The 14,625-nt window shown below is 48.8% G+C and carries 9 protein-coding genes; 5 read left to right on the forward strand and 4 right to left on the reverse strand.

The genetic code is table 11. The features are described 5' to 3' along the window. Positions 1–362 precede the first annotated feature (362 nt). Positions 363–1,781, reverse strand: a complete 1,419-nt coding sequence (locus KI659_RS16310; RefSeq protein ID WP_213946443.1) for an SLC13 family permease — start codon at positions 1,779–1,781, stop codon at positions 363–365. Positions 1,782–1,997: 216 nt separating this feature from the next. After that, on the reverse strand, positions 1,998–2,546 hold the full coding sequence (locus tag KI659_RS16315) for a helix-turn-helix domain-containing protein (protein WP_213946444.1): 549 nt from the start codon (positions 2,544–2,546) through the stop codon (positions 1,998–2,000). A 633-nt stretch (positions 2,547–3,179) separates the two neighbouring features. Between KI659_RS16315 and KI659_RS16325 the strand changes: the two genes are divergently transcribed. Together KI659_RS16325 and KI659_RS16330 are read left to right on the forward strand one after the other, a co-directional pair. Next, positions 3,180–3,899, forward strand: a complete 720-nt coding sequence (locus tag KI659_RS16325) for a LytR/AlgR family response regulator transcription factor (protein WP_213946446.1) — start codon at positions 3,180–3,182, stop codon at positions 3,897–3,899. 5 nt (positions 3,900–3,904) lie between these two features. Continuing rightward, the gene (locus tag KI659_RS16330) at positions 3,905–6,949 is read left to right on the forward strand and encodes a histidine kinase (protein ID WP_213946447.1); all 3,045 of its coding nucleotides are present in this window, start codon (positions 3,905–3,907) and stop codon (positions 6,947–6,949) included. A gap of 589 nt (positions 6,950–7,538) precedes the next feature. Here KI659_RS16330 and KI659_RS16335 read toward each other — a convergent pair. Then, positions 7,539–7,892: a TM2 domain-containing protein gene (locus KI659_RS16335; protein WP_213946448.1), complete on the reverse strand. Its 354-nt coding sequence runs from the start codon at positions 7,890–7,892 to the stop codon at positions 7,539–7,541. A gap of 829 nt (positions 7,893–8,721) precedes the next feature. After that, the gene (locus KI659_RS16340) at positions 8,722–9,309 is read right to left on the reverse strand and encodes a hypothetical protein (RefSeq protein WP_213946449.1); all 588 of its coding nucleotides are present in this window, start codon (positions 9,307–9,309) and stop codon (positions 8,722–8,724) included. A gap of 685 nt (positions 9,310–9,994) precedes the next feature. Here KI659_RS16340 and KI659_RS16345 point away from each other — a divergent pair. Genes KI659_RS16345 through KI659_RS16355 form a run of 3 tightly spaced genes read left to right on the forward strand, consistent with a single transcriptional unit; the run spans position 9,995 to position 12,358 of the window. Then, positions 9,995–10,414 carry a sugar 3,4-ketoisomerase gene (locus KI659_RS16345; protein ID WP_213946450.1) on the forward strand — a complete coding sequence of 140 codons (420 nt, stop codon included), beginning with the start codon at positions 9,995–9,997 and terminating at the stop codon, positions 10,412–10,414. Next, positions 10,414–11,370: a hypothetical protein gene (locus tag KI659_RS16350; RefSeq protein ID WP_213946451.1), complete on the forward strand. Its 957-nt coding sequence runs from the start codon at positions 10,414–10,416 to the stop codon at positions 11,368–11,370. The genes KI659_RS16345 and KI659_RS16350 overlap by 1 nt, the downstream gene beginning before the upstream one ends. Position 11,371: 1 nt before the next feature. Then, positions 11,372–12,358, forward strand: a complete 987-nt coding sequence (locus KI659_RS16355) for a GNAT family N-acetyltransferase (RefSeq protein WP_213946452.1) — start codon at positions 11,372–11,374, stop codon at positions 12,356–12,358. Positions 12,359–14,625: the final 2,267 nt, after the last annotated feature.

Genomic DNA, 14,625 nt, shown 5'->3' on the forward strand with positions numbered 1-14,625 from the left:
TTTACCTCCCGCGGGAGGCCGACCCACGGGGTGGACAACCACGACAACCCTGACAACAAATGAGTACCGTGGTTGTCGGTCCCGAAGACGCCCCCCCCGAGGAGGTAAACTTCGCTGTTCGGGACTGCGGTCCTCTGTTGTCGAGTTGTCGTTGTTCTATTTCGCGGGAGAATAGGGAGGGATGAAGGTGGGCACCGCAAAGAAGATTGGGGTACGGCAGCCTTCATCCCTCCCTAAGTAATCCCCTGCTGGGCGTCTAAGTAGAACAATGACAACCACGACAACAACCCCGGGAAGGCGCAGTTTACCTCCCGCGGGAGGCCGACCCACGGGGTGGACAACAGCGGAGCGGACAACTTTAGTTACACAAACACCAAACTCCACAACATCACCGCCACCATCGCCGTGGCCGGGCCAAGGAGGATCAGCATCAGCCCTCCCGGGCGAAACTGCTTCTGCTCAATCAACCCCGTAGCATAGCTGATCGCATTCGACGGGGTGGATACCGGAAGCAGCAAACTGCAACTGCAACTGATCGCCACAATAAGCGGTACTGCCACCGAATAGGGGGCAGGCAGCGCCAAACCCAGCGGCACCAATATTGAAGCCGCGGCCGTATTGCTCATCACGTTCGAAAGCAGCACCGCCACCAAACTGAACACAATGGCGATTCCAAACGTCGGAATCGGAAGACTGTTGACCTCATTCATGACAATGTCGGCCAGACCCACTTCCACCAAGGCTATACCCAGGGCCAGACCCCCTGCCACCAACATTAGTGTGTCCCATGGCAGGGTGCGCACCTGATCGGCCATGATGACCTGGGTCATGGTGAGCAAGACAATCGGAACGGCAGAAGTAGCGGCTACAGGAATGCCGTGAACAGGCTCGGTAAGCCACATCAGGATGGTGACAATCAGGGTGAAGATCACCGCCTTCCGCTTGAAGGGATCCACCTTGTCGGTGCTTTTGGGGAGCTTGGAAAGGTCAATCTCCAAGCCTTTGATATGGTTGCGGGAGACTAGAAACTTCCAAAAAGCCAGCACAAGGAAAATCCCCACCGGAAACCCAAAGATCATCCAATCCATAAAGGTGAGGTTGATGCCCTTTTCGGCAAGGGCACCCACAGCTATGGCATTGGGCGTGCTCCCAATGATGGTCCCGATTCCGCCCACAGATGCCGCGGCGGGGATTCCGGTCAACAAAGCTATAGAATAAGGCGATTTTTTGCCCATCAGGTGAACCAATGGAATAATGCTCGAAATCATCATGGCCGTGGTGGCCGTATTCGACATCACCATGCTGGCCACCCCGGTGGTCAACATCAAACCCAAAAGCAGCTGCTCAGGTTTGCTTCCAAACCTGCGGATCGTAAACCTAAACAGTGAGCGGTCCAGCTCCACCACCCGCATCCCTTCGGCCAAGAAAAACCCACCCAGCAGCAGCCAGATCACATTGCTCGTCCAGGTACCCACATAGAGGTCCACGGGACTGCTTTCCTCTATGATATAGTCGGTTCCAAATCCAAGCAACAGGGTAGCAATGATGAATATCCCAACGGCAAAAGGAGGGATGGCCTCGGTCACCCAAAGCCCTATGGAAAGCATGGAGAGGAAAAACACATAATTAACCGCCTCCCCATAGCCCAGCCCATCAAAAAAATAAGTGACCACCAAGGCGATCACAAAATTGCCAATAAAGGTAGAAGTATTAAAAATCCACCCCAAACGTAATTTCCTATACCATTTCAGGGCGGCATACCGCGAATCGCTATCAAACATATTTCAGGTAGTAGTTACCTGATAAAATTAGGAAACTAAGTGAAGACAATCAAGTGTATCGTGGTGGTTTAGAGCTTGCCTGGCAGTCAGGGTTAATTATCCGGCGCTGATGCACAGCGGGAGCTTCCTTTCATCCCCAAGCCATAAACTTTAAACCATAAACCATAAACCATAAACCAATACGGATGTGCACAGCACCAATCCAGAAATAGAGATCTAAACCATTTTTTCCAATCCCAGCTCCTTAATTCTTGTATTTAGTTTTTGTTTATCTTCCAGGGATAAAGCAGTAGGAATCAAATCCGAAAGTTTGATTTTTAGTAGGTTGTGGATGATGATCAAATCTTTCATGGAAAAAGGACTGATCCCATTCATGAGTTCAGAAATATAAGATTTGTGATGCCCGAGAATTTGCCCAAGCTGTTGTTGGGTCAAACTATGCTTTTGTAATTTTTGCTTAATAAGCTTTTTTCTGTTCTCTATAAATAGGTTTTCCTTTTGAACTAATTCCTCGGCCTTGTCGCTGGCCTCTATCTTGGAAATATTTACTTCTTGATCAGCCCAGGTTTCTTTTTCATACATTGCAATCAAATCCCGGAGATCTGATCTCGTTTTTTTTAAGTCAGGGCTGTCTTTCGAAAGAAGCCGCAACTTCCTCTCAATCCCGAGAGCCCTTTCCAATTCCAATTCATCCTCAATTCTTCCCTTTTTCAAAATCGTCCTCAAGTCAGCCCCTATTGTTTCCATCTCATTGAATCCATCCATTTTTCCTCAACCATTTTTTTATTGTAACCTTATTGTTCCTAAACACCGATTCATATTCCTGATGGTTTCCTGCCCATACCACTGTTGCCTCTTGGTCCTCAAACTCTATCAAAATCATAGTCCTATATTTTTCTAAAATCTTCCGTCCAATAAGCCTCATAAATAACAAAAAATAACTCATAAAAAGTTCTAAAAATTTTGGAACATAACTTTCGTAGAAGCTCCTCATTAAATATATGAAGTTTAGACATTAATTCCGTTGAGTTACAGCACTATTTTCGCGCCCAGCAGGAGGTTATTTACGTAAGTACGACGTACCCGCCTGCCCAGGCAAGGCCGGCAGGCGGGAATGACAACCACGTGACTCACCGAAGGTTGTACGTATCCAGATTTCTCCGCTCCGCTCCGCTGGCGCTCAGGTGCTTATGACGTGTAAAAGTTCTCGCAGCGGTCGCAGCGTTTTTCGCCGCGCCGCCGCGAGAAATCATATCGTCATAGCATTGGGTGTGTTTGCAACATATAGTGCCTCGAAAATGACGGAGAAGATGTAATTCTTCACCATATAATTTTTAGTTCAACATTCTTTCATTATTTTGCCCCTCAATCCCAGAATAATCCTAATACCCTCCCTACATGAAAGTCCTTATCGTAGACGACGAAAAACACGCCCAGGATACCCTCGAAATCCTGCTCAAAAAAAACTTCCCCAGCCAGTTCCAGATCGTGGGAAAATGCTACTCCCTGGATGAGGCCCTTACCCACCTGCGGGAAGTCGGCCACCCCGACCTCGTGTTCCTCGACGTGCAGATGCCCCACCGAAGCGGCTTCGAGCTCTTCCAGGAAGTCCCTCACCGGGATTTTGAGATCATCTTCACCACCGCCCACGACATGACCCGCGAGGCCATCAACCTGCGCCCTTTCGGATACCTGCACAAACCCATCAACCAATACCTGCTCAAAAGCAAGGTGGAGGAATTTATCGAATATCACGACGAGGTCAACATCAACCGCAAACTCGACTCCCTGATCGGGAACTCGGAATCACTGGAACTACAGCTTTTTTCCACCAACGACTGCATCGAATTTGTCCATAATGATGAAGTGGCCTACATGAAGGGGGATAGGGGCTATACCACCATCTTCAAAACCGATGGGACCGACCTGATGGTGTCCAAAAACCTCAAGGCCGTACTGGAAAACTATCCCGAAAAACAGTTTCTCAGGGTAAGCAAGTCCCTTGCCCTCAACATCAAAAATGTGGTCCGCTATGATAAAAAACAGAACAAGCTTTACCTCAAGGACGGCCTGACCCTGGATCCCGGCACCAATACCATCAAAAATATTAAAGTCTAAAAGCTTTGGCTAAGAAGTTTCTCGCCGCCTTGCTGCTGCTGCTAATGGCCTGGCCTATCCTGGCCCAGCAGCATCCTGTCAAGCATTTCACCACCCTGGACGGACTGCCCAACAACGGCATCCGGTCCCTGTATTTCAATTCCCGTGGTGTCCTGTGGATCGGGACCGAAAACGGCGTGTCCAAAATGCGCAACGGTGATTTTCTTAACTTTGACGAATCCCACGGGCTGGCCTTCAACAACTGCTGGGCCATCACCGAAGACAGCCAGGGCAACATGTGGTTTGGAAGCTATGGGGGAGGAATCAGCTTTTTTGATGGCAAAAGGTTCAAGGTGTTTGATGTAAACAACGGCCTGATCAACAACAAGGTGAGAAAACTGGCCTATAGGGATGGGAAAATCTACGTGGGCACCGAAAACGGCGTGTCCATCATTGACGAGCAAACCCAGGAAATCACCAACGTCCTGAATTCCCAACTGGACCATGACAGAAGCTACGTATCTTCATTCCTGTTTTTGGAAAACAGGATTTTCTATACCACCTATGGGGCTGGAACCTTTGAAATCAAGGAAAGGAAGAATGGCTTTGCCAGCCAAAAACACAACGACCAACAGCTGGTCTATTTCAGCAAGGCCCAAGATGGGGAAATATTCATGGCTGACAAGGGGCAGGTCTGCAGCGTAAGCGAGGCCGATTTCTTGGATAAAAAACTTGCAAGCCAATCTTTTGGCCAGTCCGTAATCTGGGACCTGGCCAAATCCAACACCGGCAAACAATATGCCGCCGCATGGGGGGTGTTCAACAAAGACGGGGGCCTCTTTGAAATCAGGGATGGGCAGATGCTGGACCTGAGCGCCAACTTCAACATTGCCTCCAAAACCATTCTGGCCTTGGCCTACGACAAACTTGAAAACGTGCTTTATGTGGGCTCCAACGATGAAGGCCTGTTTAAACTTTATTTGGACGAAACCATAGTTTATAAATCCTTGTCCGACCAAAAAGTAAAAGCCTTTGCAGAAATCAACGGACAAAAGGCCGTCTTGCACGAAAAGGGACTTTCCCTTTCCAAAAAACTCAGGCTTCATGAAGTTGGCCTGGAGCGGTTCAAAAAATTCCAGCAAGACTACATCTCCCAAAACGCCAGGCTGCTTCCAAAACATGAGGATGATTTCTTTGAACTGCAGTTTGACCTGCCGGCCGAGGATATAGAGTTTTACGAGCTGCACACCAATAGAGACCACTATTGGATCAACAGCAATATCGGTGTATTCGAACTCAACCAAAATGCAGAGATCCTCACCTATGTGCCCGTACATGCCTACCACATTGGTTTCACCCCTGGGGGAAAGCTCATAGAGTCCAACTTTTACGGGGGCACGCGGATCTATGATGATCCCGGAAACATGGTGTATACCTATTTTCCCAACTCTCTGCCAAACAATCCTGCCCAAATAGCCCGGATCCAAAGCAGCACAGACGCCACCTATCTAGCCTCCGTTTTCCATGGGTTGTTTTATTATAAGGATGGGCAGTTCCAATCCCTTCAACATTCACTACAGTGGGAGGAAGCCAAGCTGAAAAGGCTCCATTTTGCCAAAAACGGGCAAATGGTCATTGCCTCGGAATTTGGGGAGGTATTTGTGGCCCGGGAAGAACCCTCTTTCCACATCGTGGAAAAAATCAACAAGGAGGTGATCCAGGGCAACACGGTTCTTTTTGTTGAATCCTACGGCGACCAACTCATCATCGCCACCGAAAAAGGCCTGAATTTCTATAAAGATGGCCGGGTAAGGTTTTTTGACGAGGAGCAGGGCTTCACGGAAAGGATTTTCACCGCTGCCAAAGTGGTGGGCGACGAGCTGCTGGTGGGCACGCATAAGGGGTATTACAAAGTAGCACTTGACCGGTTGTTGGAGAGTAAAACCTATACCTTTAACCTGGGCCTTCACCGCTTTGATGTCAACCACCAACCCTATGAAAAAGGGGGGTACAAATGGTTTGTCTTCCAGCAAAAGCAACTGGATTTAGACCATGATGAAAATACCCTTACCATGGAATTTTCCTCCCATGGCCACCCTTATCCAGGCAAACTCCGCTACCGCTACCGCCTAAAGCCGGAAGGGGAGTGGAGCCCTTATCAGGCAGAATCCAAAATTACCTTGCCCTATCTGCCCGTCGGGGATTATAAGGTGCAGGTGGAAGTGCAGGATCTGCACAGCGATACCAATTGCATACATGACCTGCTGGCCTTTACCATACATCCGCCATTCTATATGACCTGGTGGTTTAACCTGTTTGCAGGAGTGTGGTTGGTGCTGATCGTTTATGGTGTTTACCGCTATAGGCTTAGAAAAGTCACCCAGGAGGAAAAGAAAAAGGCAGCCATCGAAACCCGGATAGCCGAAACCAAACTGGAGGCCCTCCGCAGCCAGATGAATCCGCATTTCATCTACAACGCGATGAACTCCATCCAGTATTACATGCTGACCAACGAAGTGGAAAGGGCCTCGGAATTCCTCCAATCCTTTTCCGGCCTGATCCGCAACACCCTGTATTTCAGTTCGCAGCAAACCATCCCCCTAAAGGAAGAAATCGAGTTTCTGGAAAACTACATCAGCCTGGAAAACATGCGGGTTGAAAACAAAATCACCTTCCTGTTGAATGTGGAGGAAAGGATCAACGTGCGGGAAACGCAGATTCCACCCTTGCTTCTGCAGCCCTTCATCGAAAACGTATTCGTCCACGCCTTTGACCGCCACCACCCCAATCCTGAGCTGCAGTTAACCTTCCGCCTGACTGAAGAGGGCAACCTGCTCTGCGTAGTAAAAGACAACGGCCAGGGCATCCCCCTTGTCCAAGCCCCGAAGCTGCATGAGTCCAAGGGTACGTTCCTGGTCAAAGAGCGTATGGATCTTATGCGTGGGAAAGTCGACACTCCGTACTACTTCAATTCCGTTCAAGGCGAGGGCACCACCATCCAGCTCATCCTCCCATCCAGATTCGTGGTCGAGTTTGCGGTCCGGGAGTACGTGGTGAGCGCTGAGCACTGAGCACGGAGCGCTGAGCACTGGGCATGGCGCGCTGAGCACTGCGCCACCCATCCCTTGTCTTTTCACCCATCGTTCCTCCCTCATCATTTCGACCGATCGGAGGGAGTGCTTGCCCGCCGGGGCGGGGAGAAATCTGGATCCGTAAATAGCAACGTGGTTGTCATTGTTGTCCGTCCAGTGGGTCGGCTCCGCCTCCCCTGGGCTGTTGTCATTGTTGTCATGGTTCTATTTATTTTCAGCCACGGGCGGGGATGAAAGTCCGCTCAACGACAACATTCACGGGTGGGGTCTCGGTACGGTAGTGCGTAAGTTACTTACGAAGGTCCTTTGCAAGCGCAGCTTGTCAAAGACCACCGTCCCTGTTCCCGTTAAGCGACCCTCATCAAATACTCGTTAAGCGGCATTCGGCCCAAAACGTGACTGGCCTTATGTAGAACAATGACAACAATGACAACTGATTCCGCGAAGGGGAAGAGACAACCCTGCCGGCCTTGCCTTGGCAGGCGGGCACGTACCCTACTTACGTAATTAATCCCCTGCTGGGCGCGAAACCCATAACCCATAACCCATAAACCATAACCCATAAACCTCAAACCTCCCTCTCCAACCTCTCCAAAATCCTAAACCCCAAATTCTCATTATACTCCCTAATCATCCCCGGGATCCTAAAAAAATCAACCGCCCACCAGACAAACAGTCCCCCGGCCGTGACCCAAAAGAGCACCTGCTTGCCCCAGCGGTCCTGATAGGCATAATGGAACGGGAACACCAGCACCAGGGCCAGATATGCCCAAGTCAGCGATTTGGCCTGAGCCAGGTAGAGTTCCAAAAACTCCATTTTCCTGTTGCTGGGGAAAAGGCTCAGCTCCTCCATCAGCGCAGGGGTCAGATACTTGCGGACATCAGTCGATAGGTGCGTCTGAGCAGACAAAAATTTCTCCATTAGTTAATCTCTTCATAAAGGCTTTTCAAACCTAAAAATAATCCCTTCCCCTCATCCCCCTAAACCCATTGTACAAACACCCCCCCACACCAAACAAAAGCCCCCTTCCAACGAACCAGCCACCCCGTACCCGCACTTCTAGTCTCGTTGTAATTCCGTGGTTGTCATTGTTGTCCGCCCCGTGGGTCGGCTCCGCCTCCCCGGGGCCGTTGTCATTGTTGTCATGGTTCTACATATTTGCACCCACGGGCGGGATGAGAGTCCCTTAACGGGAACAGCTGAAAGCCGCATAACGACAACATTCACGGGTGGGGTCTCGGTACGGGAGTGCGTAAGTTACTTACGAAGGTCCTTTGCAAGCGCAGCTTGTCAAAGACCACCGTACCTGTTCCCGTTAAGCGGCCTTCGGTCCAAAACGTGACTGGCCTTATGTAGAACAATGACAACAATGACAACTGATTCCGCGAAGCGGAAGAGACGGACAACCACGTCATACTTACGCACGTAAGAACCTGCTGGGCGCGGACCCCCACATCCGACATCGGACATCGGACATCATGCATCCGACATCCGACATCCGACCCGCCTCGCCTGTGCGCCGTGGCGTAGCGAGCAATGTCAAGTCCTAAATTACTTGACACTTTTTTCTCAAACTTTAAATTTTTCTCCGCGAAGTGGCCTTTCCCGATTCGCTACGCTGCTCGGGACAAGTCGTGAAACTTCGTGAAAACTTGGTGGCCTTTGTGGCCCATTTCCACCGACTTCCGACATAAAAAAAGGCAGCCGTATCACAGCCACCTTTTCCCGTTGTTCAACCACCCTTGTTTCCCTAATGAAACAAAGCTTTTTTAATCTCAGCCAAATGAGCCTCAGACTCCATGTTGGCCAGGACAATATCATGTATCTTGAAGCCCAGCAGACTGCTGCCCAGCTGGTTTTCAAGGAAAAATTTCGATTCCAGTTTGTGTGTGCCCAGGTACTTCTCCTCATCCCGGTTGCGGAACGTGGCGATGGGCACGATGATTTTCAGGCCGTTGACCACTCGGTTGATAAACTGCAGGTGCACCTTCACGTTGATGGCATAATCCACATCCTCGAGCGCCTCCCTGCCGTCAAACATGAAAATAAAGGCATCCCGGTTTTCCAGTTCCTCCCTCATGCAGTTGGCTTCCCACCTGTGTACCAGCGGGTCCTCCAGCTCAATCCTCCGGTCCCCATCCACCAGCACCGTCCGGTTGCGGCTCGGCTTGTTGTAGGAGCTGATCTTTTTGACCAGGGAAACCTTGTGGAGGTAATCCGCCAAAACGTTTTTCGGCCTCTCCTCCAGTCCCAGCAAACCCAAGGACACGCTCTGCTCCCCCCGATTCAAAGAGGCAAAACCCCTTGGTGCCGGTAAACATAAAACTGCTGTCTTCAAGTAATACAATCGGGATCATAGCTCCTTGCTGGAATTATTACCCTACAAACCTACCCAACAGCGATAATCTTCCCATCCCCAATTGACAAACGCCCCTTTTGACAAACAAAACGGGGGTTTGGGTGAACAAGATTAGAGTCGACAGTCCGCAGTCGGCAGTATATAGTCCATAGTTACGTCTTTTCGACCGACCGGAGGGAGTGCTTGCCCGCCGGGGCGGGGAGAAATCTCGATACGTAAATAATGACGTGGTTGTCCGCCTCCCCCGGGAGGTAAACTGCGCTGTTGTCCCGCCATTGGTCGGCCTCCCGAGGTAGGTAAACTTCGCCTCCCCGGCTGGGTTGTTCCGCCGCGGCGGATCATTGTTCTACCTATTTGCAGCCACGGGTGGGATGAGAGCCGCTCAACGACAACATTCACGGTTGGGTGCACGTAAGTGGCTTTCGGTCCAAACGAAGATCCTTTTCAAGGCGCAGCCTCGAAAAGACCACCGTACCTGTTTCCGTTAAGCGGCCTTCGGTCCAAGACGTGACTGACCTAAGGTGGAACAATGACAACTGATTCCGCGAAGCGGAAGAGACAACCACACCGCCCTTACGTACGTATGAACCTGCTGGGCGCGGACCCCCACATCCGACATCATGCATCCGACATCCGACATCCGACAGCTTAACAACTAAAAAAAATGCCAAAAACCTCCCTTTGTAAATACATCCAACTTCGAAGCGTTAAATCCGATTCTGGCCAGTTGGTGGTTGCTAATCGGGATGAAGAAATTCCATTCCCGATCAATCGGGTTTATTACCTTATTGATCAGAAAGGAGGGCAGACGAGGGGCAACCATGCCAATATAAAAAACCAGCAGGTAATGATTGCCGTCAAAGGAAGTTTTAAGGTGACCGTGGATGATGGTGAGGTTAAGGAAACCTTCACGGTCAACTCTCCATCCAAAGGGCTGTTGATTCCAGAAAAAACTTGGCGGACCGTACATTCTTTAACCCAAGATGCAGTATGTTTGGTAATCTGCTCTGAGAAATATGATGCAGAAGATTATATCAAAGATTACCAAGAATTTTTAGCCATTAAAAATATAAGCAAATCTTAATGCTAAAGGAAGTTGTATCCATTGAGATCAAAGCATATTCCCACACTTTGGAACCTGACTGGCAGGAGGTGTTGGAAAATAGTGTGAATGGTGCATTTTTTCATTCCCGTAAATTCATCCAATACCATGGAGGGCGTTTTGAGGATGCTTCGGCAATACTGTATTACAAAAATTCCCCCTTCGCCATATTTCCAGCCAACCAGAGAGAAAAGAGGATTTATTCCCATCAGGGTCTATCTTTTGGAGGGTTGATTTTGAAAAATAAAACCACTTTCGCCCAATTAGAAGCAGCCCTGGATGCTTTGCTCGAACATTATTATTCCTTAAGTGTCCAAAGTATTGAATTCCGTCTTGGCCCGCAGATATACAGCCAGGAAAATCTAGAAAGTTTGGAGTATTTACTGACCAGCAAAGGCGCCGAACAAATATTTTCTGATCTAACTTATGCCATCCCGATGCCTGCTCAACAAAGAGGCAGAACGAAGAGATGGAAAATCAGAAAAAGCCACTTACAGCAATTTGAAGTGTTTGAATCTGTTGAATACCAGTTTTTTTGGGAGAATTTGCTGAAACCCAACCTGCAAGAAAGATATGGGGTCAAACCAACCCATACTTTTGAGGAAGTGCTGAAACTGAAAAAGCTTTTTCCCAATGAAATCAAACTCTTTTTGGCAAGCCAGGGAAATGAGGTTTTGGGAGGAGTCTGTGTTTTTGAAACCGAAGGCGTGGCCCATCTTCAGTATATTGCCGCCAGCCAGATAGGTAAAAAACTTAGGGCATTGGACTATCTGATAGATGAACTTGTTCACCAGGTTTATAAAGATAAAAGATGGTTTGATTTCGGTAGAAATGTGGATTCCAACACAAATCAATTGAATAGGGGGCTGGTCCAATGGAAAGAAAGCTTTGGTGCGCAGCCCTTTCTCCAAAAAACACTTCAGATATCCTTGATTTAAGATGGGCTTAGAAATATCACATATTAATTGCAAAAATATTGATAAAGAAAAATGGGACTGCTGCATTAATGAGGATTGGGAGGGACAGGCGTATGGTTTGTCCTGGTATTTGGATATTGTAAGCCCGGGTTGGGAGGCACTTATCCTGTTGGATGTCCAAGGGAATTATGACACTGTAATGCCGCTTCCAGTCCGAAAACAATTCTGGATAGCCTATCTACAACAGCCGTTCTTTTGCCAACAGCTGGGTGTTTTTGGAAAAAGGGCCACCGACCATGAAGTTCTGGAAGCTTTCTTGCAAAAATTAAGAAAGCTGTTCAACTATGTGATCGATTATACTTTTTCCAGCCGGTTTTCAGGCCAGGCCCAAAGTTTCCCGACTTACGCCATTACTTATTATTTGGATCTGAATAGACCTTATTTAGAAATTCAAAAGGGTTATACTAGAGATAGAAAACTTAATTTAGGCCGCGGCTTCAAATCAGGGCTGAAGGTCATTAAAAGTAGGGATTTGGAGCCCCTTCTTCAGATATTTCAACAGCATACGTCGCATAAAATCTACGGGGGAGTTTCGGAAGATGCCTACGAGCAATTGAGAGACCTTTATTCAGCATTTATCGAAAGGGATCTCGCAAAACTTTTTTATACTCATGATGGTGATGGGAATATCCTGACGGGGGGACTCTTTCTGATCTACAAGAACAAAATCATTTACCTTTTCAACGCTTCCACCCCAGCAGGCAAAAAGTCTAACGGCAACACGCTCATTTTGGACCATGTAATCCAAGACTTCAGCAACCAGCCATACATTTTGGATTTTGAAAGCCCTGCAGAGGAGTTCGCCTCAATCACCCAATTCTACGCGAGTTTTGGGTCAGAAAAGCAAATACTTCCCCAGTTGCAGTATGACGAGCTTCCGTTCATGCTGAAATTAGGTAAAAGCATAAGAAGAAAAGTTAAGCTCAGCCTTAAAAGTGCATTAGGGTAGATGGGGCATTTTGCTATGTACCGAGCATGATAGGAATAAGAAACCACATCGCCCCCCGAGTCATTTCGCCTAGTCCCGAGAAGTAAAACGGATCAGGAACCGACCGGAGGGAGTGGAGAAATCTATAACGTAAATAATGACGTGGTTGTCCACTGCGCTGTTGTCCCGCCATTGGTCGGCTCCGCCTCCCCGGCTAGGTTGTCGTGGTTGTCATGGTTCTACCTATTTGCAGCCACGGGCGGGATGAGAGCCGTAAAACGAGAATATTCACGGGTGGGTTCACGGTCTTTGCCTCAGGACGGATTCACGTAAGCTACCCTCATCCTTGCCGAAGGTCCTTTTCGAGGCGCAGCCTCGAAAAGACCAACGTACTTGTTCCCGTTAAACGGCCTTCGGCTCAAGACGTGACTGACCTAATTTAGAACAATGACAACCATGACAACCTAGTCCCGCAGGGACGAGACAACCAGTCCCGGTGAGCAGAGTTTACCTCCCGGGGGAGGCGAGCTCGGGACGGACAACCACGTCATACTTACGTAAGTAACCTCCTGCTGGGCGCGAGAATCCTACCCGGCACCCAGCGCTCAGCGCAGCTTATATCCCCGCACCCAAAGGATTATTCTCTTCGGATCATCTCCCTATCACTTCCAGTCTAGGCGTGGATCAACTCCCTCTTCCCCTTGGACCTAAATAACGTCTAGACTGGACCCAGTCTGCTTCTGATTAGCCTTATATAACAGGGACAGTCGGGGGAGCCTACACCCAATAGAAACGCCTTACTAAAGTAGCACTAAAGCTAGGGTAAAGCTGGGGTAAAGCTGGGGATAAGTAGATTAAACGCTGTCATCCCGCTGCCTTTCCCCTATACCAGTCTAGCATCAACGTTGGGGTAACGTTAGGGTAACGTTGGGGATATGTAGACCTAAGGTGTATTTTACCTCGTAGTTGTCCGCTTCGCCGTTGTCCGTCCCGTGGGTCGGCTTCGCCTCCCCGGGACTGTTGTCGTTGTTGTCTTTGTTCTTCTTCCGCGCCCAGCAGGAATTTACCTACGGCTGGGATGAAGGCTGCCGCAACCCACCTTCATCCACTTCATTATTCATCATTCGATATTCATCATTCATTATTAAATACTAATTCTCCATTTCAAATTCGTGGTTGTCCTTGTTGTCCGTCCCGTGGGTCAGCTTCGCCTCCCCGGGACTGTTGTTCCGCCGCGGCGGATCATTGTTCTATCCTGACGCCCAGCAGGAAAATTACTTAGGAGCGGGATGAATGCTGCCGTATCCCAACCTTCATCCACTTCATTATTCATCATTCGATATTCATCATTCAGTATTAAATACTAATTCTCCATTTCAAATTCGTGGGTGTCCTTGTTGTCCGTCCCGTGGGTCAGCTTCGCCTCCCCGGCACTGTTGTTCCGCCGCGGCGGATCATTGTTCGATCCTGACGCCCAGCAGGAAAATTACTTAGGAGCGGGCTGAATGCTTCCGTATCCCAACCTTCATCCACTTCATTATTCATCCTTCGATATTCATCATTCATTATTAAATACTATTTCTCCATTTCAAATTCGTGGTTGTCCTTGTTGTCCGTCCCGTGGGTCGGCTCCGCCTCCCCGGCTAGGTTGTTCCGCCGCGGCGGATCATTGTTCTACCTATTTGCAGTCACGGGCGGGGATGAGAGTCCTTCAACCGGAACAGCTGAGAGCCGCTCAATGACAACATTCACGGGTGGATGCACGGTCTTTGCCTCAGGACGTATTCACGTAAGCTACTTTCGGTAGTGCCGAAGGTCCTTTTCAAGGCGCAGCCTCGAAAAGATCAACGTACCCGTTCCCGTTAAGCGGCCTTCAGCCCAAGACGTGACTGTCCTTAGGTGGAACAATGACAACCATGACAACCCAGTCCCGCAGGGACGAGACAACCCGTCCCGATCGTGAAGTTTACCTCCCCGGGAGGTAAACTTCACGATCGGGACGGACAACCACGTCGTACTTACGTAAGGTAAATTCCTGCTGGGCGCGGACTCCTACTCAATAAGTACAAAATACATTTTTAAATATGCGAATTAGATTGTAAATTATGGGTATTATGCAAAAGCGCACTGCTTGGGACTTTTAGGCATAATATGGGGACAAAAAAATATTTTTCAAATCGCCAAAATCTCATTGTTATCCGATGGATATGCGATATTTTACACTTATAATTGTCGATAAAACCAAAACTAAAGATTCGAAGGTTAATAGCCACTAAGGCGCGAAGGCG

Origin of the sequence: Litoribacter ruber (assembly GCF_018449405.1) — a bacterium.
Classification (GTDB): domain Bacteria; phylum Bacteroidota; class Bacteroidia; order Cytophagales; family Cyclobacteriaceae; genus Litoribacter; species Litoribacter ruber.